22 protein-coding genes are annotated in these 21,900 nt (G+C 46.4%); 3 read left to right on the top strand and 19 right to left on the bottom strand.

The genetic code is table 11. The annotated features are described in order from the left end of the window. Positions 1–4 precede the first annotated feature (4 nt). A complete protein-coding gene (locus GBK04_RS29895; protein WP_152766901.1) occupies positions 5–730 on the top strand; it encodes a recombinase family protein in 726 nt (241 codons plus the stop codon). Between the two features lie 14 nt (positions 731–744). Here GBK04_RS29895 and GBK04_RS29890 read toward each other — a convergent pair whose 3' ends face one another. From GBK04_RS29890 to GBK04_RS29835, 12 genes are all read right to left on the bottom strand, one after another. Further along, positions 745–999, bottom strand: a complete 255-nt coding sequence (locus tag GBK04_RS29890) for a hypothetical protein (RefSeq protein WP_152766899.1) — start codon at positions 997–999, stop codon at positions 745–747. Positions 1,000–1,192: 193 nt separating this feature from the next. Further along, positions 1,193–2,152 (bottom strand): helix-turn-helix transcriptional regulator, encoded by a 960-nt coding sequence (locus tag GBK04_RS29885; protein WP_152766897.1) that lies wholly within the window; start codon positions 2,150–2,152, stop codon positions 1,193–1,195. 12 nt (positions 2,153–2,164) lie between these two features. Beyond that, positions 2,165–2,737, bottom strand: coding sequence for a GNAT family N-acetyltransferase (locus GBK04_RS29880; RefSeq protein WP_152766895.1), 573 nt, complete (start codon positions 2,735–2,737; stop codon positions 2,165–2,167). 180 nt (positions 2,738–2,917) lie between these two features. Next, a complete protein-coding gene (locus GBK04_RS29875; protein ID WP_152766893.1) occupies positions 2,918–4,705 on the bottom strand; it encodes a helicase-like domain-containing protein in 1,788 nt (595 codons plus the stop codon). Then, a complete protein-coding gene (locus tag GBK04_RS29870; protein ID WP_152766891.1) occupies positions 4,639–7,995 on the bottom strand; it encodes a helicase-like domain-containing protein in 3,357 nt (1,118 codons plus the stop codon). Before GBK04_RS29870 ends, GBK04_RS29875 begins: the two co-directional genes overlap by 67 nt. A gap of 20 nt (positions 7,996–8,015) precedes the next feature. Then, complete coding sequence (locus GBK04_RS29865) at positions 8,016–8,477, bottom strand: hypothetical protein (protein WP_152766889.1); 462 nt, start codon at positions 8,475–8,477, stop codon at positions 8,016–8,018. Positions 8,478–8,637: 160 nt separating this feature from the next. Continuing rightward, positions 8,638–8,826, bottom strand: coding sequence for a hypothetical protein (locus GBK04_RS29860; protein WP_152766887.1), 189 nt, complete (start codon positions 8,824–8,826; stop codon positions 8,638–8,640). Positions 8,827–8,913: 87 nt separating this feature from the next. Further along, entirely contained in the window at positions 8,914–9,819 is a 906-nt protein-coding gene (locus tag GBK04_RS29855) for a DUF932 domain-containing protein (protein ID WP_152766885.1), read from the bottom strand. Positions 9,820–10,008: 189 nt separating this feature from the next. Next, positions 10,009–10,632 carry a hypothetical protein gene (locus tag GBK04_RS29850; RefSeq protein WP_373331562.1) on the bottom strand — a complete coding sequence of 208 codons (624 nt, stop codon included), beginning with the start codon at positions 10,630–10,632 and terminating at the stop codon, positions 10,009–10,011. Beyond that, entirely contained in the window at positions 10,589–12,325 is a 1,737-nt protein-coding gene (locus GBK04_RS29845; protein ID WP_152766881.1) for a DUF3991 domain-containing protein, read from the bottom strand. Before GBK04_RS29845 ends, GBK04_RS29850 begins: the two co-directional genes overlap by 44 nt. 68 nt (positions 12,326–12,393) lie before the next feature. After that, a complete protein-coding gene (locus tag GBK04_RS29840) occupies positions 12,394–12,609 on the bottom strand; it encodes a hypothetical protein (RefSeq protein WP_152766879.1) in 216 nt (71 codons plus the stop codon). A gap of 44 nt (positions 12,610–12,653) precedes the next feature. Further along, on the bottom strand, positions 12,654–13,556 hold the full coding sequence (locus GBK04_RS29835; protein WP_152766877.1) for a hypothetical protein: 903 nt from the start codon (positions 13,554–13,556) through the stop codon (positions 12,654–12,656). A 117-nt stretch (positions 13,557–13,673) separates the two neighbouring features. On the opposite strand from GBK04_RS29835, the gene GBK04_RS29830 reads away from it, so the two are divergent. After that, positions 13,674–14,285 carry a M23 family metallopeptidase gene (locus GBK04_RS29830; RefSeq protein WP_152766875.1) on the top strand — a complete coding sequence of 204 codons (612 nt, stop codon included), beginning with the start codon at positions 13,674–13,676 and terminating at the stop codon, positions 14,283–14,285. A gap of 66 nt (positions 14,286–14,351) precedes the next feature. Here GBK04_RS29830 and GBK04_RS29825 read toward each other — a convergent pair whose 3' ends face one another. Beyond that, on the bottom strand, positions 14,352–14,768 hold the full coding sequence (locus GBK04_RS29825) for a hypothetical protein (protein ID WP_152766873.1): 417 nt from the start codon (positions 14,766–14,768) through the stop codon (positions 14,352–14,354). Between the two features lie 120 nt (positions 14,769–14,888). Further along, positions 14,889–17,048, bottom strand: a complete 2,160-nt coding sequence (locus GBK04_RS29820; RefSeq protein WP_152766871.1) for a YWFCY domain-containing protein — start codon at positions 17,046–17,048, stop codon at positions 14,889–14,891. 204 nt (positions 17,049–17,252) lie between these two features. Here GBK04_RS29820 and GBK04_RS29815 point away from each other — a divergent pair, with 204 nt between their 5' ends. Then, positions 17,253–17,609: a hypothetical protein gene (locus GBK04_RS29815; RefSeq protein ID WP_373331561.1), complete on the top strand. Its 357-nt coding sequence runs from the start codon at positions 17,253–17,255 to the stop codon at positions 17,607–17,609. Between the two features lie 28 nt (positions 17,610–17,637). Here GBK04_RS29815 and GBK04_RS29810 read toward each other — a convergent pair whose 3' ends face one another. The 5 genes from GBK04_RS29810 to GBK04_RS29790 all read right to left on the bottom strand — a co-directional run bounded on the left by GBK04_RS29810 (position 17,638) and on the right by GBK04_RS29790 (position 21,740). Then, on the bottom strand, positions 17,638–18,015 hold the full coding sequence (locus GBK04_RS29810; RefSeq protein WP_152766867.1) for a hypothetical protein: 378 nt from the start codon (positions 18,013–18,015) through the stop codon (positions 17,638–17,640). Between the two features lie 138 nt (positions 18,016–18,153). Next, the gene (locus GBK04_RS29805) at positions 18,154–19,212 is read right to left on the bottom strand and encodes a ParB N-terminal domain-containing protein (RefSeq protein WP_152766865.1); all 1,059 of its coding nucleotides are present in this window, start codon (positions 19,210–19,212) and stop codon (positions 18,154–18,156) included. Positions 19,213–19,216: 4 nt separating this feature from the next. Then, complete coding sequence (locus GBK04_RS29800; RefSeq protein WP_152766863.1) at positions 19,217–20,176, bottom strand: ParA family protein; 960 nt, start codon at positions 20,174–20,176, stop codon at positions 19,217–19,219. A gap of 150 nt (positions 20,177–20,326) precedes the next feature. Next, positions 20,327–21,196 carry a relaxase/mobilization nuclease domain-containing protein gene (locus tag GBK04_RS29795; RefSeq protein WP_152766861.1) on the bottom strand — a complete coding sequence of 290 codons (870 nt, stop codon included), beginning with the start codon at positions 21,194–21,196 and terminating at the stop codon, positions 20,327–20,329. Next, on the bottom strand, positions 21,186–21,740 hold the full coding sequence (locus tag GBK04_RS29790) for a hypothetical protein (RefSeq protein WP_152766859.1): 555 nt from the start codon (positions 21,738–21,740) through the stop codon (positions 21,186–21,188). Before GBK04_RS29790 ends, GBK04_RS29795 begins: the two co-directional genes overlap by 11 nt. Between the last annotated feature and the right edge of the window lie 160 nt (positions 21,741–21,900).

Below are 21,900 nucleotides of genomic sequence, written 5' to 3'. Positions count from 1 at the left end.
AGCTATGATCAAGGACGACAAAGAGTATGTGGCCTATTACCATGTCTCGACACATAGGCAGGGCGACAGTGGACTTGGCCTGGAGGCCCAGCACACCTACATTAATTACTTCTATCAGGGCCGCAACCTTATTGCCGAGTTCACCGACGTGCGCAGTGGCAAGGATATCCGAAACCGTGAGCAGCTTCAGGCTGCCCTGGCCCTATGCAGAAAACGTGGAGCCACACTGGTTGTTGCGAAGGTCGACCGTCTCAGCCGCGACACGGAGCAGGCGCTGTGGATTTACCGCGAACTGGACGAGCGACTGGAGAGCTGTGACATCCCAAACCTGGACAAGTTCACCTTAACGCTTTTCATGGCCATCGCTGACCGTGAACGCGAGTTGACCAGCATCCGCACCAAAGTAGCCCTGGTGCAAAAGGTGAAGCGGAGCGGAGAGTGGCGGAGGGGGAGTGCGGCATTCCGTAGCGGGGAAGCCAGTCGCCTGGGGACAAAGACCGTACGGCAGACAGCCCTCATGAACACAAATAGCCGCCAGGCGATGGCTCAGATCCGCCACTTATTGGTGGAAGGATACAATATTACCCGGATCGCCCGCCAGCTCAATGAGGACGGATTCCGTGCCCCCCGGGGCGGACGGTACTCAGCCATGCAAGTTAAACGGCTCTGCGAGCGCATCGCAGAGGTGGATACTATACCCCTGGAACAGGCAGACCTGAAGGATAGCTAAATAGTTTTGGCGATTCATAGCATCTCATAAAAAGACTTCAATACGAATATCCTGAAATCTAAACACAAAGTGAACCACTCGTGATGGGTCATATCAAGGCGCATTTTGGGTACCAGCTCCAACTCGTCACCCTGCTCAGTTTGGGTAGTTAGGTATTTGGGTTGAAGAGCATCCTGACCATAGCCGTCGAAAATTTGTTGCAGTCGGGGACAGTTTAGATTATTTGAAAAGGACTCTTTGGTTGAAGTTGATTTTTCAGTTGTTTTCATCGGTTAGGTTTTCCATTCAACATACCATACACACACCTGGCTCCATTGTATCCGTGCTACTCTATAAAACGGATAGAGTTTTGGGCCGGGCAAATTTGAAGGCAACAGTCGACTTTGGCAATACGTATTTTACCGGATTTTGCTATAAATACCCATACGTATAAGTACGTACTTAGGCCCGAAAAGCTCGTTTTTATTGATTCTGCATGAATTTATTCATCAATTCGGTCTTATTGGTGACCCCGACTTTTTGGTAGATATGTTCCATGTGCTTTTGCACAGTCTTCTCGGACACGTAAAGTTGCTCGGCGACGCTCTTATAGGGTATTCCCGTCCGGACTAGCCGAACCACCTCCCGCTGACGTGTGGTCAATTTGAACAAGCTCATATTCGCCTCGAAAACCTTAATATTCTGTTCCATTACATCGACAATACCGTTAAACGGAGTTTCCGTTTCGTTCGCTTCAAAAGCTTGAAGTTTTGCCCGGTCCAGCCTGGCCTGTATGATGGATCGGCGAATGAATAAAACCGTAAGGATTGTGAAGCCCGCGTTGGTGATGACGGCCTCGGTGACCTGGTCGATGCCGGGGAAGAAAGCGATTGCTACAAACGGAACCACGGAGCAATACATGCCGATTTCTTCGTAATACCTGTGATTCTCAATCGCATTGGTAAAGGCTTTCCGAACGGATCGAAACATAGCGTAGGCCAGTACAAGGCTGTAAGCAGCCGGGATAATCAAACCGTGGGCGATAGCGTTGTCTATATTTCCCGTAACCAGGTATTCCGTAGTGAAAATGAGGGTAAAGGGAAGGTATAGAAACAGAACTACGCCATAGGTAGCATGAAAACGTAATCCTTCCAGATTGTAGGAGCGGTAGAAATAATAGGGAAAGTAGCTGGCCATGATAAATCCTGCCGCATAGGTGAATGCGTACTGGATCACCATCGGGATATTTGTGTATTGAGGATCTGGGAACAATCCCATCGCCAGGTTTTTGACGATGAGCAGAAAGAGGAGGATCAGGTAATACTTACGGTTTTGATCTTTCGGCCAGCACAGGTAATAGTAAAGTTGGTACAAAAAGAACACCACTTCGATGACGATGAAGCAGAACGTAACGATGTGGATATCCGTACCGAAGACTCGCATGATGGGTCAGATTCAGGTGTTGTTCCTCATCAAATAAAGCGTATAGCTCAGCAGTATCTTACCGTAAATAGAAAAGCCATGCCCTTCATACCAGGATATGTTTCGTAGCGTCGAGGTTTCCAGATAAACGGACCTGTTCATTCTTACGGCGTCAGCCAGCAGCTCATCAAGCAGCTTACCCCCGATCCCCCTGCCCTGACTTTCGGGCAAGACACCAAGGAACCAAAGATGGTAAATCGGCGTAGAGGGATGATTTTGGGCTACCTGATTTTCCCGACTGAGGGCTTTGCCAATGTTCCCTATACCCATGGCTTTAAAAATCAGACGTCCGGAAAGCAATAAACTTTGAACCGATGTCCGCTTAAGATCAGGAAAAATCACCAGCGCACATGCCTTTTTATTCTCTGAAAGAACCGCCTTGCCGTATAGAGTGCACAGGTCAAATGAATAGGCCATCAATTCCCTTATACGCTGCATGCGTTTGGAGTCCTGCGGAATTAGATAATTCACGCTCAGATTATCCTGGAACGACTGTGCCAAAATTTCAATAGCCAATTCCCTGTCTTGATGAGTGGCTTCAACCATTTTAGGTACCTATTTGAATAGGCGTAAAGACCAGGCGTTCAGTTTTAGACCCCTGGTCATGATCCGGTAAATCTGAGGTTTAGTGCCGTGTGTAGAAGGATAGGAAAAACAGGTAAAATTTCATGCCCAAGCCTTGAATTTTTTCTAGGCAATCTTCAAATATACCTTTAGATAATACATTTACCCTCTAATTCTGGGACGTATGGCCGCTGATACAATAGTAGTGGGTGCACCTACCGTAACTCTCTCTGATTCACGTATGTTCTCCTGTTTAACGGATTGATTTTGTGGCTCGCTTTCGGGACTCAGATCAGTAGATTCTTTAGTGGGCTTCAGACTCTCGGTTAAACGCTTCTCAATCTCTGAAAGGCTGGTTTTAAGCTCCCTCAGCTTGCCCTCTTTCGGCCAGGGTTTATTCTGGGCTTCTGAGGCGATTTTTAAATCCCATGTAAGTTCTTCCAGCCTGTCCTGCTGCTGCTTCGTCAGTTTGGCCATTTGCTCGATGGAAGTGGCCTTATTTACATATTCCCCGACCGTTCTGATTTTTTCTGAATTGAGGTAGCCGTTGTTATGGCGGTAAACGATGCCGTTGGGCGACCGCACGTCCCATTTATGCTGCGTGTGGCCATCGAATCTGAAGGTATCAACCGAAAGCTCAAAGCCCTTGAAAGAGGCTATTTTAGCAATACCGACGATGCTTTTTTGTTGGGCGGTCAACATGGTGATACCCAGGCCTTCGATTTTCTCCTCTTCAACTAGCGGACGCTTCACTTGATCGTTGCCGTACAGAAGATTTTGATCGGCCTTTAATTTTTCCAACACCTCCCCTACCCTTTCTAACGTTTTTTCCAACGTATAAAACGACCGCCGCTGGGAAGCCATGTCTTTTTTGAAAATCGACCTTTCGGATTCCAGGCCCGCAATCTGCTTTTCCGTTTTTGCCTTTTCAAGTAAGTCCTTATTACCCGAAAGAAGGGCGACGTACTCGGCGTAGTTCATGCCGTTGGTCTCATCCAGGCCTCCCTCGTCGATGCGCCGGACCGAGAGGTTTTGGCTTTTGATCTGGGAAATGAACAAGGCTTTGTTTTGAAGGAGATTGAACATGAAGTTGTCCAGCGTGCGCTCCACGGCATAGACGTAATTCTGCACCTGGTTGCCGAAATGTTCTTTTGCCGTTTCATTGCCCGCCCGGACTCCCCGGCCTACGCGCTGCTCGAAATCAGAAGGCTTCCACGGAACGTCCAGATGGTGCATGGCCACGATATGCTTCTGCGCATTGACGCCCGTTCCCAGCTTCTCAGTGGATCCCATGAGTACGCGAATTCGTCCCTCGTTGGTGTCCCGGATGATTTGACGGCTCTGACTATCGTTCCTAGCCTCGTGGATGAACCGGATCTCATTAGCGGGCAAACCGTACTCCTGAATCAACTTGGTCTTTAATGCGTCGTACACACTGAACAGGGAGGTTCCCGAGGGAGTGCCCAAGTCACAGAACACCAGTTGGGTACCCTTGAAGGGATTTGATTCCTGGTAATGTCTGCTGATTACGGCCGCCGCCTGGCTTACCTTACTGTTCGGATGATCGCCGGAGGTAGGGTCGATTAACCGCATATCCAGGGCCGATTTTTTTGAATAGTTAGTCGCAATCAGCATCCTGGCCCGCTCTTCAGTCTCCGAGAGCGGGCCCCGGCCCAGCAGGGTACCATCGCCGCTGGCGGCAAACTTGATGAGGTTTTCGGTGAACGCAGCCTGCTGCTCGGTCGGCTTGATGTTGACCAGCTGGTGCACAGCGGTGGGCCGGTCGACGCCGACCATTTCCGCCGTACGGAAATCCGTAATCTGACTGTAACAGGCAGCCAATTCCGGTACCTTGATAAAATGCCGAAAACGGGATTTCTCGATTAACTGATTCGTAACGGAGTATTCATAATCCGTGGTCTTCTTGGCATAGACTGCCAAGAAGACCACGAATCGAAATTTTCCATTTTCTGACGTTCCAATTCCTTTGGCCGCAGATACTTGAAAAGCAAGTACAGTTCAGTCAGAGAGTTAGAAATGGGGGTACCGGAATAGAAAGCCACACCGGAGTCTCCTCCCCTCTTCTCTTGGATGGTCCTGACAGCGAACAGCATATTAAGGGCCCGCTGCGAACCTACCTGATTACCCAATCCCGCCACCCGGTCGTGACGGGTTGTGAAAAGCAGGTTCTTGAATTTATGGCTCTCGTCCACTTGCAGGAAATCAATCCCCATTTTCTCGAAATCCAAAATATTATCCTTCTTCTGTTCAATTTGGTGTAGTACCGAATTTAGGTTGTTCGTAAGAGAAACCTTTCGTCTCTCCAAGCCTTTTAGTAGCGCGGTACCTACCCGGTAATCAGTTCTACTAAGCTCGTTCAGGTCTTTATCAAGATTGGCCACCTCGCTACTGATCAGGCGCCTTTGGACATCCAGACTCTGGGGAATTTTGGCAAATTGGTCGTGCGTGAGAATAATGCAATCCCAGGCGGTGTTGGCCATGGAATCGAACAATCTCTCCCTTCTTGGCCGGGAGAAATCCTGTTCGGAGGGCGCGAGAATCCGGGCATCGGGATAGGCCGCTTTGAAGGTTTCTGCAATAGCCACGACATTGGCCTTCATGCCCACGATCATAGGCTTGGCCACCAAGCCCAGGCGTTTCATTTCGTAGGCCGTGACGATCATGGTCAGCGTCTTTCCGGTACCCACCTCGTGGTCCACGATGCCTCCCGCATTCTGTATCAGCATCCAGGCGGTGTCCTTTTGGGAGCCGTACAAATCCTTTATTCCCAAATTCTGCAACCGCAGATGGGGAAATTTCAAATGGGAGCCGTCGAACTTCTGCTTCACTTCCGAATTATACAGCCGATTGTAGGTCTCCTCGATCTCTTTTTTCTCGGATAAGGGTAATCCCCGCATCCAATCGACAAACCCGTTCCTGATCGTATCAATTTTTTGGGAAGCCAGCCGTATCTTTTCCGAGTCCCGGACGGTGATTTCTCGGCCTTGACCATCCTCCATCTTCTTGGTGATGTCGGGTACGTTGTCAAGCAGCGCATAACGGAGCAAATCCAGACCCGTGTAGGTGCGGCTATTGGAATGGACGGCGTACTCCTCCGTTAATTTAGGGTTGTAGCGGTGATCGAAGCCCTTGACTCCAAAATCGTCGATGGCTGAAGCGTAGCTCACTGCAACCTCCGTGGAAAAGAAACTCGACGCAAACCGGGAGTACAGCGCGGTATCGAGCCACCTCTCCCCCAGGTTAAAATCAATCAACTCAAACGGGACAGGTTCGGGACAGACGCTTTCCAGATAGCGCAGTGTTCGGTCAGTTTCCAGAGCACCAACCGCATCGGTTGGTGCCAAACCCTTGATCCGATCGATTTTTAACTGAATATTGCCTGACCCGAGAACATCTTTGATCTGATAACCGCCATCGAGGGGATTGTAGAATACCTGTTCGTTCAATTCCGCTAGAAGGCGATCGGAAGTCTCGCCGGAGATTTCGGACATGTAGCCCAAGTCGACTGTCCCGAACCGATTCAGGGAAGCGACCAGGGATTCCTGCGGCGTAAACGTCGAAACATGAGCGTGGGCAACGTGAACCGGACGGTGAAAAATATCCGTCTTTTCGTAGGTCTTGACTTGCTCGTTGAAGGTTTCCAAAGCAAGCAACTGACGGCCTGAGGGGTCGATCAGAATGGTATCAATGTTCGTCCTATCTTTTAGAGAGCCAAAGCTGCTTTTGAACAAGTCGTAGCTTACGTTGAGCTGTTCACGCAGCTGCGGACTCTCGGTTTGATTATCCCGCTCCTGATGTACCAGTTTGAAGTAGCTGTCGCGAATATCAATCAGCATTTCCCAACGTAATTTTTGAGAAGTGGAGAGCCGCATGGGTTCAAGTACGGTTTTTCCGCTGTCATCTATCCGAAGTGCTCCAACCGTTCCCGCTTGCTGGAAAATGCTCCCGTGAGTTAGATGCTCGTAACGGTCACCAGTAAATTCAATCGCCGTTGGTTGTGCAAGAGGAGCAACGGAAGATGTAGAAAACAAATCAAGCTGGCCAGAAGGTAGCGTCTTCCTCTTGCTGTTGGTGAGGGGTTTAGCCTGGTAAAGTCGGTGATCGAAGAAATTCAGCAGATCTTGCTGGAAAACCCTGAAAATCTCCCTTCCTATTTGTTCCACATCACCCGAGTGATTGTAGATGAGTGCCAGTTTTCCGTACTGGTTGGTGCCAACCTCCCGGCTTGTGTGGATAATTTTGTTAGGTGCACTATCAAAGTACCGATTGGACTTGACGGCTTCGGTGTCTGGCAATGGGTTGGACGTTTCCAGGAATAAGTTTTCTTGCGCGGAAAGCAATGTGACTGGCTTCGCTCTTTTTTGAACGATGATAAAATCAGACCCGGCTTCGGTTCCTGCTTTTTTGAAAAGAGTGCTGGGCAGCCTCACTGCTGAAATCAGCCGGGCTTTTTGCAAGAGATTCTCACGAAATACACGGTTGCTTTCCGTATTGGCAAAACTATCCGTCGTGAGCAGCGCCACTAGACCACCGGGCCGGGCCAGGTCAATACTTTTCAAGAAAAAGTAATTGTGAATCTTGGCAGTGGACTGGTTTTCGACTGGCCCTTTCTTGGAAAAAGTGGGATCATATATCGAAATTTTACCGAACGGAATATTGCTAGTCACAAGATCGAACCTATTGGCTTTTTGTCCACCGATGTTTTCAAACCCTTCAATTTTGATCGTATCACTTGATCTTGCCGATAGCAACAGCCCAGTCAGTAAGTCCTTTTCGTACATCAGAACATCGTTTGGGCGATGTTCGGCTCGAATCACCTCAATGAACCTGCCGTTTCCCGCCGAGGGATCTAGAACGGAGTTCAAAGAGATGCCGACGGCTTTCAGGGAGGAGGAAAGCGCCTCTATGATGGGTGCAGGTGTATAAAAACCCGTGAGGACACTATTCCTGGCCGATTGAAGGTACCTGGAGAAATCATTGGGTCTATACAGCTCCACCAAATCGTGCAGCTCCTCTACCGAAGGGCGCATGCGCTTGTTGGAGTCGGTCCAAAGCGTATCATTTTTGGGATCAATTAATATTTCACTCAGTCCACCAAATCCTGCGTACTGTGATAAAACCATATTCTCCTGTGGATTGGCATTTCTAAAACTGAGATGAATCTCAAACGCCAGGCGTAGTGCGGTCAGGTTCAACCGCATTTGTTCTATCTTGTTCATGGCTGGGTTGGGGCGGGATTTTAACTTTTATTGAGAGCGATTAGCGTTTTCCCTACCCCTAGCAGCAGTTCCTTATTTGCTTGGGTCATTTCTTCTGGGGTAGCCGCCATTTGGATGGCGGAAATCTGTTCGACGTTTTCAGCTAGAAGTTTCAGCACCAAATCCTGTTTGTCTAAGTCCTCTATGCCAGTTGTATAGTTCAGGAAAGTTTCATTTTCAATAAGGAAATCTTTTAGAATACTGTAAGGGGAAGAGATATCTTTCAGAGTTTCGGTGAGGGCGCGTTCCATCGCTTCATATGGTAGCATTCCGGCTCGATCATATGCCTGAAAAAGGGTGAGCGCATCCTCGGTCAACTCCATCAGATGGATTTGAATGCCTTCTCCCTGAATCAAATCCGGGTGGTGCTCAATCAGATAGTTTTTTATGCTTTTTTCAAAGTATCCGCTCTGATGATCCTCATTCGTTGTGGGATGATCCATATTCAAAATATTAATTATTAATTAGCGTATTTCAAATGTAGAATTTTTATTCTAATTAATTTAGTTCGTTCACTACGTTTCGAGGATTTCGGACCTCGATTCAGCAAAGAAGGCCGGTAGCTTGTGGCTACCGGCCTTCTTTGCACCCGACTATTTTCGCTCACTCATAGTCGAAAACGGTCACATAATGGATATACCAAGGATCAATGGCAAAGCTCAGGGTGGCGTATTTGTGTTGTGTATGAAAAAAATCTATGATTCTTAAACAGGCTCCTTTACTGCCAAAAACAAACAAGTCCTTATTTCTGACCATATGAGCGCTTACTTGCTCTTTGGCGAGCTGGCTCATTTTCTGCGAGTAGGTTGGATTCTGAGTATTGATGTTTTGAATGTTTCCCGTCCGGGTGTTTATCCCGGACGGGAAACAGTGAGGGAATTAAGCTATGAGATTGGCGAAAACGGGTAATTCGCAGGACTTCAAAAGTTGGTGGCCTTTGGCAATGTTGAGACAGTGTTGATAGCCCTCCAAATTAAGCCGCTCCGCACGGTTGAACATGGACATTCCATTGTCAGCAGTTACGCCTAATTCATGCGTCGTGTAGTTGGTCAAGCCGTTGAACAGGCCAAAAAGAGTATATCCGGTATCAGCCATTTCTGTTCTAAAGCAGGCTTCAATGATCGAAACAATGTTTTGCTTGCGGGTACTGATTTCGGCATGGCCTAGCCGCTCCTCCTTACTGAGGTTTGCCAGACGGGCTACCAGGCTGTCGTGAATCTCTTTCGACACTTCCACTTTGGTAAAATCATTCATACTCCTGTAGAAAGCGTTGAGGCTTTTCCGGTAGTTGAAAAATTCCTCCTGAATCCTTTCCACGCCAAACTCAAGTCCGCGTGAGTGCTTCACTTTCAGGGCGCGGTACTGCCGGGCAAATCGGTTTCGGCAGCGAATCATCACATTAGAATTTCCGACAAAGAACGTGGTCTGACCATCGTGGCCGTTCCCAATCATCAGATAGTCTTTGAACTCAAAGCCGCCGACCTCGAATGGCTCCGTGCATTTGAGGAAACCAAGCATTTTTTTTCCACCTTCTAACTCATAGATTGCCTCGATTGGAAAGTTGGTAACATCGGCGAACCGCTCAACGCTTCGGATAAAGGAAGCATTGGACATGGGGTTGTACCCTTTTTTGCAGACATTTAACAAGGCTCCAGTATCGCTTCTCAGGATGGCTTTGTAGCCTTGCAGCTCCACGTTTCCTACCAGGGATGATGCGGAGATTTTGGACTGAATTACCTCCCAATCTGAAAGGGTAGTGACGATTGATGGATTTTGATTTACCATGATAAAAATTAATTAAGAGGTTTGTAAATGGCAGTCTGTCAACTGCTTAACTATCTAAAGATACCACTTTATCTTGATTGTTACAACTTAGCTAAGCACAATTTGGAGAGAAAACCCTTCTTCCCATTTGGTACAAAAAAAGACTTTCCTTTGGAGGAAAGCCCTTGATAGTGTGCAAGTTTTGTATGGTCATAATTTCAGCCCTTTCTTTCTGGGTGGCCCTTCATCCTTTGAATCGTCATAGGATTGCTGGGTCTTCGCTTCTGATGGTATAATGGGGGTATGTCTGGTCTGTTGGAGAAATGACAAGAGCGACCATTGTCCCATTACCAGGTTGCTGGAAGTCGGCAAGCTCTTTCCGTTCCGATTTCTTAAAACATCGTTGAAGTCATTTTGTGTTGCCGTGGGTTTGACTATGTTCGTCAGTTTTCTTCCGTCCCTCCTTTCGATTTCCACCTCTAATTGATACAGCGCGGCTTCCAGCATTCTGCCTGCGTTCGGAAATTTGATCTCCGTTATTGTCCGCAGGACATTTGTATCGGTTTCAATCAGATTCTCCCGCCGGAGTTCGTTCGCTTTCTTATCTTTTCGTTGAAACATATTCATCTTATCAATCACTCGGTTGATTACGCCCGCATTTTCTGCCAAAACCGCCCGGAATCCCGCTTCCTCACTCAGCGGGTATTTTATTTCGATCGTCAGTGTATTATGCCCCACTTCTTTTACATCTGTTGCCTCGGCCCCCGCTCCGGTTACCGGTGTGGGGTTGTTATATACCACGTGCGGGAGTATCGCGGAGCGATTGTCCCGCACGTGGGTGTTTCAGGGCCAACATGTTGATGGCAAACCGATTCCCCGCCATATTGCCATCCATTCCAATTACGAACTGAGCTTGGGGGTTGGCTTGGACTATGTGGCCAATCTGTTCGATTTGCTGGAAGGAGGGATTACCCGCCGCCGAAATGTATTGTCGGTACTCGCCCGAAACGGGAGGTGAAAGCTGGTGGTACGAGATGGAATCGATTGGAGATTCCGAGATCATGATCCGGTTGGTTGTAATTTCAATGTCCGCCTTTTCGATTCCGACAGCTAGATTCCCCTTGTCGGGGTGTGTGGAATGAAAAGTAAGTCTACCATTCGACTTAGACACGGTTCCCTTGGTACCCTGATTCAAAAGAATTTTTTCATCGTCAAGCAGTATTTCCTTATCCGTTTTAAGCTTGGCGTGTTCGTTGCTCTTCCAGATAGCTTCGCCCTTGCAGCCCGGTGGAAAATTTTTGAAGTCCTCGTTCCGCATGTCCATCGACAGAATGTTGCCTTTCTTCGATGTAAGCGGAAAGGCGACATTGGTATGTCCTTCTTTTTTAGACGCCAAAACCTGGTTTTTGAATTCTGGAGCAAAGAGCGTTTCAGGTGAGATGCTTCGCTTTTCTGTCAAATAATTGGGTTGGTTTTCCGGCAAGAACGTTAAGTTGTACTCCTCGATCAAATCGGACTGACGCAACTTCTCATCATTCAGGTACTGCTTAGAAGAGGTAGGAATTATCGGTTTGAGCTGTGCAGCCTTTTCCTTATAGTCTGGATTACCGAGTATTTGATCCACTACCCGAAAAGCGTTTTTATAATCGCCTTCTCTATATTTGATAAAGGCGAATACATCTCCCTTGAATGCATTGTTGTTCAGGTCTACAAAACCCTTGAACCCGCTATCAGCATTATTCATGACCGCCAGGCGCTGACTGTCGCCGTCAATTCCTGATTTGTAAATCCGCCATTTGTCATTAGGTTTCGACTTTGCACTCATCGCGTAGCCGTAGTGCTTAAGCACCAATTCCATATCAAGCTCATTTCTGATCTTCGCAAAATCCCTTCTCTGATAATTGGGTGTGAATTGCTGGGATTTGGAAAATTTCACGACTGGTTCAGGTTTATTTTTAGGTTCCATGCTGAGGTAGGTTGAAGGTTCCGCGATGTTTTGGCTGGGCAGGTCGAATGCCTTCACAGCTTTGAAGAGGACATCCAGGTTGTACTCCTTGGCTTTGCCATTGGTGTACCCGGTATTGTGGTAGAGATCCGGAAAGGACATATGGTCGATCAGCAAAGCTCTATTGGTGGCACTGCTGGCAAACTCGTGCGCTTTGATCGTCGCTTTGCGGTCGTGGACCTTTGTGAAATCTATAACCTGAAATCCATTGACGGCGGAGTAGAAGTCGACCCCAATACTGTCTCTGGTAGCAATGCCCGATTCAGTTTTGAGAGGCTTTTTTACTTCGGGATCAAACTCTAATGTAATTGGATTTCGCCCCAATGCATATAGGGCCGCGTTGAGCTGCTTAATGTTATCCTGGGTAGGATCTACCCAAAGTTTGATGGTGCTATCGGTCCGTGCTTGTTCGTAAGCATTAATCGAAAAGCTTCCGAAGGCCAGGTAGCGCACGTTATTGGCATTCAACTGATTAAATAGCTCAACCTTATCATTATCTACGAAGTTGACGGGCTGGTTCATGGTGAGAGACGAGTTTGGAGTAATGAGGATTTCATATCGGTAAATGGATTCATCGCCATGTCTCTGCCTCAAAGGTTTTCGTAAAAAGCTCGGAGCACGAAGAGCCTGAATTCCTGAGGCAATTCGTACCACGCCTCAGCGGACATAACTTCCCTCATTTTGGGAATCAGTATCGTCTCCTCATCTTCATCATCCGTGACAATACAGCACGGTTCCAGGGCGTCTTCACCGTAGGTACGCTGAATGTAATCTATTGTCAGTAGACACTCATTTTTGATTTTCATAGGAGTATATTGAAAGCTGGTAGTGGAATCTCCTTGGGTGGGACTCAAATTCGACGCCTTACAGTAGGGCCTTCGGGTTCGGGTTGTTTTTTCAGTTGCTCATTCTGCACCAGCCGAGGCTGCCCCTCCTCTATTTCCAGGAGTTTTCCCACAATTGGATTGAATTTGACCTGAGCTATTGGCGCTCCCTCGGCCTCGGTACCCGATTCAGGTACTACGGTGATACTGTAGCCACAGAGAAGCTTTTTCACTTGCCTTTCGTTAATAGGTACCCCTCTATGGTTCGTAGGAAACTCAGATAGCGGTATTTGGTGTATCTGGGCAAGTACCCCATCCCTTTCCCCTTGTAGGTTCTGGACGCGAACTCCTTGTTGGTAGGTTATCGTGAATAAGGATCCTGTTTTAGTAAGAAAATCCTTCCGCTTTTGGGCGTCGCTCTCGAAGTACCAATCGGCGATATTGGCCAGGCTCCTTTTGAGTTCTATCGCTTTGGCTATGGGAGCGATCGGCTGACTCATTACCCCGGCTATTTCCTTAATTTCTTCCATGAAATCAGCCGCAATAGAGCCCGTTGCTTTTGACAAAGCCTTCTGGATTTCATCGGTATATCCCGGCTTAGCCATTAGGGTTAGGGCTTTTGCCTGATCTATTTGAGTGGGATTAATCGTGGGACTCATGGAGCTGATGCGTAATACGGGTTTTGTTGAATCAGCTTGGCGGTCTAAATGGAATAGACTGAACCCGAAGAAGTGCCTAGGCAATCCTTTGTCGTTTAACGATACATTTCTTACTTGAATCACTTCACCTTTCATGAGCTCCTCATGCACGGTCTTTTGCGCGAGAATTGTTCGGGCATCTATATTGCTCGAAAGGACGTGCTGTGCCTGTGACAGGTCGATGCCCTGATAGGTTTGCGCTAAATCTTTTAAATACTTTTCAGCTTTCATATAAGTCAATCATTTCGGTTCGACATGCTTTAGTTGCACAATTTTAAACATAAAATTAATAATTTTAAATATTAAATATTAATTTCACTATCAATTAACCGTTGATCAAATAAGACTATGAATAACTATCTGAGAGTAATCTGCGTCTTAACCGTCTCCACGCCGATTTTTGGGCAAGATTTCCCGGCGAAAAGTCTCTCTACTGAAAAGAAATTAGCAACCAAGAGCATAAGAGCAGGGAAAGATGGGGGAGCACGGCCACCCGGTGATTGGTATCAACAGCAAAATGAGCCAATGGATAGAGCCTTCACATTCTTGGAAGATATACCGTGTATCAGCCCATTAGAGGCAGGAGAGTCGCCTTGGATTTCTTCAGCCTTTGGAATGCGACTACACCCTATCGACAGGGTTCCTAAACCTCATCTGGGCCTAGATTTGGTATGCCGAAGAGGATTTCAGTTCGTTTATGCTACTGCGAATGGGCAGGTGGCTTTTGCGGGGGACCGTGGCGGCTTGGGACTTGCTATAGAAGTAAACCACGTTCGTGGCTATACGACCGGCTACGGCCATCTTGGTAGCATCTTTGTCCGGGTGGGCGATCAGGTGAGGATCGGAGAAGTACTAGGAGTAACGGGGAGTTCAGGCAAGGCGACCGGAATACATCTGCATTATACCGTCATTAGAAACGGTACTGCAGTAGACCCCCCTACCCTATCTGACTCTATATGAGGATTATATAAACAGAAAAGACGCCTTTCGGACGTCTTTGAATGAAGTAGATGCTAGGTGATAGAGCTACTTATTGGCTGCGCGACCACTGATTGAGCTAAGGGTTTGGTTCTGTTTTTTGATTTCCTCAAGTTTCGACATAGCCAAGTCTATGAGTTCTTCTGAATAATAAAGTTTATCGAAATCGTAGCCGTTTCTTTCTACTGCCCGCTTGAAAGCCATAATGTTTGCAGCGGTACCCTTGCCGTCTTTTAATGCCCGGTATTGGATATAACTGAGGCCATAGGGTTCCAATAGTATTTTCTCACTTGGCTTCTTTGACAGCTGATCCGCTTCTTCGGCGGTTAGTTCTCCCCTCTCCCTTTTGGCCGCAACGATCAGTTGTAAGCACAGCGAGAAAACGAGTTTGTTGAAGAAAGCCACAGCTTCCTGCTCAGTATATATCTCATCGAGTTTCCGATGAATTTCAGGGTTAGAGGTCATAGTCTTACTAAATTTGAGTCTCACCTTTACAGGCGTTTCTCATTCTCTAATGTGCATATAGAATAATGGGCTTAAAATTAGAATAAAATATTATCAAATATCAATTTTTTTAATAAAATATCATCTTTCGCTTTTGATTTGAAACTCCATGTACTCAAGCCTTATCAGTTCTGCTACCTCTCTTTTGATGGATCGATAGTTGTCGTCGAGCAAGCGCGCCTTCCAGCTTTCCTTCTCTTTCGCTTCGTATTTTTCGTCTGGATAATAGTTGCTCACAAGCTTAGCTATATCTTTAATAACAGGTGGTTTAGCATACGTTTTTTTCATACCCTCTTGATCTACCCGCACGACTCCTTTGAAGGTTTTAAGGTTAATCTCTTCCCCGAAATTGTCGGCGAACTGACCCACAAACTCGCCCTGGGACAGTCCAGAAATCTTGGAAGCCGGGATCACCTCATGCAGAGCGGTCGATAATGTGACCGAGGTTTCCTCTTTCCCAAAGGTGATGTTTTCCGATTCCTGCTGCGTTTTTCCGAAACGCCGGGATAGTTTTTCCGCTGACTCGAATACCACCTGGCCTGAAAAAACATTACCGGGTAGATTCATTATCACCTTGGATTCCCGCTCACCGTACCCGGACGCCAATTGCTCAAAATCCTGGAAACCCAGCCAAGTGGCCACCTTATTGCTCCTGGCAGTAGCCATGAGGGAAGAAATCCCTTTCAAAAACATGGTAGGCAACTCATCCCAAAAAAGCGCAGATTTGAGCTTTCCCTGCTTATTGACCAGTTTGGTCATTTTAGAGGTGTACAGGGAAAAGACAGCTCCATATACTTCGTCACGTTCGGGATTATTGCCCGTGCAAAGAATCTTCGGATCGTCAGGATTATTGATGTCGAGCGTGAAGTCATTGCCCGACATGATCCAATACAAAGTGGGTGAAGACAACCTGGCCAACGGAATGCGAACCGATGCAATCTGCCCTTCTAGCTGCTCGGCCGCTCCGTGCTGTGCTGCGCTCGCAAAGGGACGCACGTATGCCTCTAATTGTGGATAGGAAGCCATAATAGTAAACATCTCTTTGTACTCCTTCTGACAGGCGAATTCCAGAATATGGGGAAAGGTACAGACGTTACGAAAGCGTCCGTATAAATCCAACAGTTTGGAGTCACGCTGGGCTACTGGCTTTTTCATCTCCTCTCCGAAGAGCCGCGTGTACTTAATCGTCACCAGTTTCATGTACCAGATCACGGAGGTAAGGAAGTTGATTGCCGATTCCACGAAAAAATCGCCTTGCTTATTTACCCAGGTCCGGTTTAGATTAAGCATGATTGTGGCCGCGCTCTGGTAGCCATCCAAAATCTCCGTCATACTGGACGGGACGAGCGGGTTGCAACGGTGGGAATACTCGATGTCGTCAAAATTGATCACGTAGAATTTGGGAACAATAAATTTTCCCCGGGCATTTCGCCCCCAGGCAGCCGGGTTTTCTCGAATGGTCTTTTGGTAGGCATTATAAGCTTCCAGGGTAAGCGTTGGGTATTTGAAATCATAGATATAGGCCGTGTAGCCCTTCCAAATGGATTGCCAAATCGCCGGCACCAGGATGGCGAATGATTTACCGCTGCCCGGTGTCCCCAATATCATGTTCGATCGATAGGGGTTGATGATGTTCACCCAGCCATCTCGCCATTTTTTGTTGTAGTAGTAGAGGGTCTTAAAATGGATGGAGTCATCATTCTCCTTGAATTCCTCATTCTGAGGAAAGGTCTCATTCTCATTATTGAAGATATCGTTGTTGTTTTTGAAAAACATAATTCTCGAAGCATTCTGCCCCGCTTTTATAATCCAGAATATGGCGATACAGTTGGAAAGCAGGTATATTACGTCGGCGGCTTGGGTTGAAAATAGAGACGGGTTGTATAAGAAATAGATGTTCAGAAAATACAGTATTGTCCCCATGTAAGCATACAAATACACTTGTTTAACCTTAATGCTGGGATCGATCTTACCCCGCGAGCCAATCGAATAGAGCACGAGTAAAAAGTAGACGACGATCTTAGTAACGAGGGGGTGAAGGAACAGGTCGTAACGCTCGTCGAGTCTGACTAATATCTGATTGAGTAGCGCGGTGGGACTTAATGCCCCAAGGGAGGGTATGCTTTTGAACAGGTCAAAATTATACCAATAGTGGTGTAGGAAAATAAATAGCAGCGCGATAGACAGCAGTAAGTCCACCCCTTTTGATCTGCCTTCCTTTTCAGCGTTAGTAGCGCCCATTTAAAATAAAATTATTAATTTTCAAATCTATAATTTTATTTTAATCTTTGGAAATTATTTCATCACTAACACTTAATTGGTTTTAATCAGGGTATGGGGTTCATTAATAAGAAATATACTGTATGGGCAGTACTATTACTAGCTGCGACGACTAGTTGCCATGAAAGTGGGTGGACTAGAAGGCATGCGGAGAACCAAAAGCAATTGCAGTACAGAAGTGCCTTAGCTGAGGTTGGGAATACCAGCCGTTTGGAAAATCAGCGCTTGGCGTTTGAGATTCCATCTGCCTTCCGTAACGCTTATGGACAGAGGATTTGGCTCTATTCTGATGTTCCTCTTCAGGACAGTGTGAACAGGAATCACACAGAGGGAAATACAATTGTTCCCAGCCAATTTTCAGTTCCGAAAATCATCTCTGTACAAGAACAGCAGCGAGCGATTGAAGAGGAGGCTAATGAGAATTTATACAGAACTCAATCCGACCCCTCCTACTATGAGAACGCCAAGCGAGCATTCCAGACAGAGTACAAGCGTCGGTTGAGTGCCAAGGATTTGAAGTGACGACGGTAAAACCTACAGCTTCGCAACGCTAGGATCCGCTGCTTTTCTGGTATTTGAATTCAAATCCATTGTTTATAGTAATTACGCCCTGATCGAAAAGTAGCGGAACGCTACCCTTTGGCGTGACGGCATAGTAATAGTTACCTTCCGCTTCGTATTTGAGAGGATAGGTTGTGCCATTATTGTACTGCATAAAGAAGCCGCCATCTTTTTCAGAAATGGTAAATGTCACAACTTTCGCATCTGGAGGGACGGGATGGCCTTGCTTGGGTATTCTTTTCCATGTTCCGAGGTACTCAGTGTTTCCATTCCCCTCGCCTTGCTCCGAACTATCTTTGGTATTGCACGAAAACAAAGCCGTCATTAGCAACATCATAACACTCAAATATTTAAATCGGATAACCATAAATAGATAGGGCTTAGCGGGTAGAATATTCTTCTTTTACAATTTATAAAGTATTCCATACTCGAAATATTGTACTGGAACGGCCATTTTAATTGGTAATCCAAAGTTTTGAAAGTGACATGGTGTCACTTTCAAAACTCATTCAAGCACGTTCAAAAGCTCATTGGCTTTCTCGATCAGTAATTTCAAAGTGTCTTTCTCAAAGAGATCTTCATTTAAAAGGCTTTTCAATTTCATTTGAAGTTTAGCAGCCTGACTGTCTTCCGCTCGATAATCTTCCTCTACAAATTTGATCAATTCTGAGTCTGAACCCTTCTTAGCTTTTCCACGGTCCTGCGCTGCAACAGTCTCCGAAGCCACCACCCCCTGAATCAAGTCGGCTATTTTGCCAGATTCTTTCTGGTCGGTATTCTCTGGCTTTCCCTTCAAGTCATCCAAGCTTTTAAACGCTTTAGGCATTTTTTCCAAAACTGCGTTTAACTCATCCAGGGATTCAATTGGTTTAGCTGGTTTTTTCTTGCTTAGGACTTTAACGGCTTCCCTGGGCAATTGGGTTTTCCCCGAGAGAACCTCTTGTTTGAATTCAGGCGATAGCTCGTCCAACCCCTTAGCAAAACCAGAATCCCTTTTAATGGTACGGGCACTGACGTTATATTCTTCGGCCAGTTTTTCGGCTACGTTGACCTCTCGCCCAGATTTGTTACTTTCTTTCATTTCATTGTACCTCAACCCCCGCAGATAAGAAGATTGTTCGGGCGTCAGATTGCGTCGACCCAACTGGTAATTGATCATGTAGTCCCGTACAATCTGCATGTCAGCAAAACTTTCGATATTGATACGAAAGTCGAGCCCGTGCTTTTGTGCAAGATCATAGCGATTATGGCCATCAATCAGCACATATATTTTAGTGTCATTGGTAAGTCCATCCAATAACCGGTTGGAGACACTTTTTGAATCCAGCCCACCTTTCACCACAACCGGGGATGTTTCCCAGACGGTGAGCGGGTCTTTAATGCCATTGGCCAGCAAGTTGACCTCTAATTGCTCCCGCTCGTCAACTTTGAGCGGTGGAATGAGACTCCGCAGTTCAGGAACCACAATCAGGTTTGATTTAATGAAAATCTCCTGCTGAAACATGGGTATTTTCATGTCTGCAGTTTTTTCTTTCAATTTGTCAAGGGGGCTTGTCTTAGCCATAATACTATTGAAGTTTTAGGAGTTCGGTTGCCAGGGCTTTGTATTGGTTCCAAGGGGTCGAGGAAGGGTGGCTGGTGTAAAGATCCTCCTTGGCCACCTGCGATTCCTTTACAGCCTTGGACTGACTGATGATTGTATCGAACACGTTGATTCCCTGAAAAGAATTTTTAATGTGCTCCATCATATCCGCGTGTAGGTTCAGCCGTTTGTCAATCATTGTAAAAACAAACCCCTTGATATTAAGGCTTGGATTAGCAAAGGTGCGGATATCGGAAATATGATTCAGCAGGTTCGCAACGCCATGATAGGCGGAGGCTTCTGCCTGTATGGGGACAATACAGTCGCTGGAAGCCACCAAAGAACAAGTCGTACAAATGCCAAGGCTGGGCGGACAGTCAATAAGAACATAATCATATTGGTCCTTGATAGCATTGAGTTTGATGGTCAATCTCCTTTCAGAACCTATCGAATTCATCAGATCACTCTCGCGGGCCGCCATGCGGATGTCGGAAGGTGCCAGGAAAAGATTATCAGCGATTGGGAGTACGGGTATTTCGGCGTCAGATAGTAAACTGTCGATGATCTGGGTATTTGGCTCGTGGATGTTGTAGCATTGGGACAGATTTCCCTGGGAATCCATATCAATCATAAGTACCCGTAATCCATATAAGCTCAAGGCCTTGGCCAGGTTTATGACCGTAGTGGTTTTCCCCACACCTCCCTTGTGATTGACGATGGAAAGGACCTTGGCCGATTTCACTCCATTATTAAACGTATCGGTATAGCCATACTGTCTGAGCACGGTTTCTATCGCCGACAAATGCTTTTTGGGGATGTTGGTCGCATTGGCCAATAGGGCCTTAGAAAGCGTCTGAGGAGGGATACCTGCCTCTTTTTCCAAGGGCGGAATTTTAAGTCCGGGCCGTGAACGGATAAAATCGACGATTTTTTCCTGAGTGATCATTTGGATAGATATGATTGGCTCTAATTTATTTAAAACAAATATAATAAAGAGCTTTTTCTATCCAACATTATTCTTAACTATATTGAAGAAGGTGACACCGTGTCACTTTCAAAGTACATTTCCGGACCGTTTTAAGCTTCCCGAAATTCTTCATCTCAACTTTTTCTTTGGAGAAAGAAACTGTTTTTCAAGCTGCGGTCTTTTGACCTCGTTGGTATGGCCACTCCTATCAGTAAATATTGGTCCTTCCTCAAATTTAAAGCTATTATTGATCCTTTCAATAAGACTTGTCTTCGCGTACTGCCATCCGAGCGACGAAGCTTTGATTTTGGTTCCTGTCCTTTTACAGACAAAGGCTATCCCCTTTTCTACTACGGATTTGTAGCCCAGTTTTAGTAATCTGACCTGCAACGTATGTAAATTGTTACATTCAGGAATCAGCTCGTCGATTGCTTCCCTTAGCCGCACATGGTGAGAGGTCATTTTGGGAGCGTGGGTACTGTCCCTTTTTAGTGCATCCATATGCTTCACCTGCTGAAGGTCATATTTGATTTCCACTCTCCGACAAAAGCGCCCCATTTCCAAGTAGTTGTAGCTCGACACAGCGGAGTTAACGCCCCTGGCGTCGATCTTGTTGGCAATGATATGGATATGCTCATGTGCTTTATCGGTATGTCTGAAGGCCAGCAAACCATTCTCTCTAAAACCAAAATCCCCAGCAAAGTCCATGACTATGTCTCGCAGCGTTTGCCGATCAGGCCTCTCCCCGGGCGGAAACGATAAGCTGACATGGCAAACGAGTTTACGCGTTCGGGAATTCAACGCCGAAATGCTTTTCATTTCATCGGCAATGATGTCGAGCGGTACTTTATCACCAAACAAAAGGACATTGATATGCTGGTGATAGATCAATTCACCACGCACACTTGCCGCTTTATTACTACTGACAGCACGATCGTATTTGCAGTAAGAGAGAACTCCCAAGAAATCTTGACCTGACTTCCCAATTTTACCGATCATGGCGCATCTTCTTCAATTTGTAAAGTTTTAGAAATGGCTCCATAGCCTTTTTCAAATCATCAGCTCTTTTCAACGCACTTTTCAAGGACTCCCCCTCAGCCTGAGCATCTGCTACATCCTGTAAGGTTTTTTCCAAGTCTAATGCAATTGAATTCAATTCCATGATTAGACTTTGACTGTAGGCTATTTCATTCACTGTGTACAAAGTGCGCTGAACCACCTCTTTCACATTCTCCGCCATTTGCTCAAAGTCTTCCGAGATCGGTAACTGAGAAGATGTCTTTCTTGAGAGCAGCAATAAGCTGCCTGATAGTTTGAGGAGATTCGTAAGCTGTCGTTGGATGCCCGGCTCCAAGGGTTTTCTCAGGGTAGCCGCCTCCCGGTTTAGCAGCTTTTCCCGGCAAAAAACTGAGAATCCGACTGTATGTCCTTCATACTCCTTTTTAAGACTGTCAATCTCAATTGGGGAAAGCATTAAGGTTACTTTACGCCGCTTCTCTTCCTCTTTTAAGAATGGCCTACCTGACTTTTTAGTGTTCCCCATCTTTCAGTACCTCTTTCCAAATAAGTTCACAATGAGCCACATGGCGAATTGACTCCCGGAGGGCAAGCGGTTTTCATCCCGGTAAAATACACCTGCGGGGAATTTCGACCGGGTGAAAACATAGCTTGCTGTACGGACGAACAAATATACTCTATTATTA

This window comes from Salmonirosea aquatica (assembly GCF_009296315.1).
Classification (GTDB): Bacteria; Bacteroidota; Bacteroidia; order Cytophagales; family Spirosomataceae; genus Salmonirosea; species Salmonirosea aquatica.
Note: the sequence above shows the minus strand (reverse complement) of the source record. Positions and strands in the feature narration are given on the sequence as shown.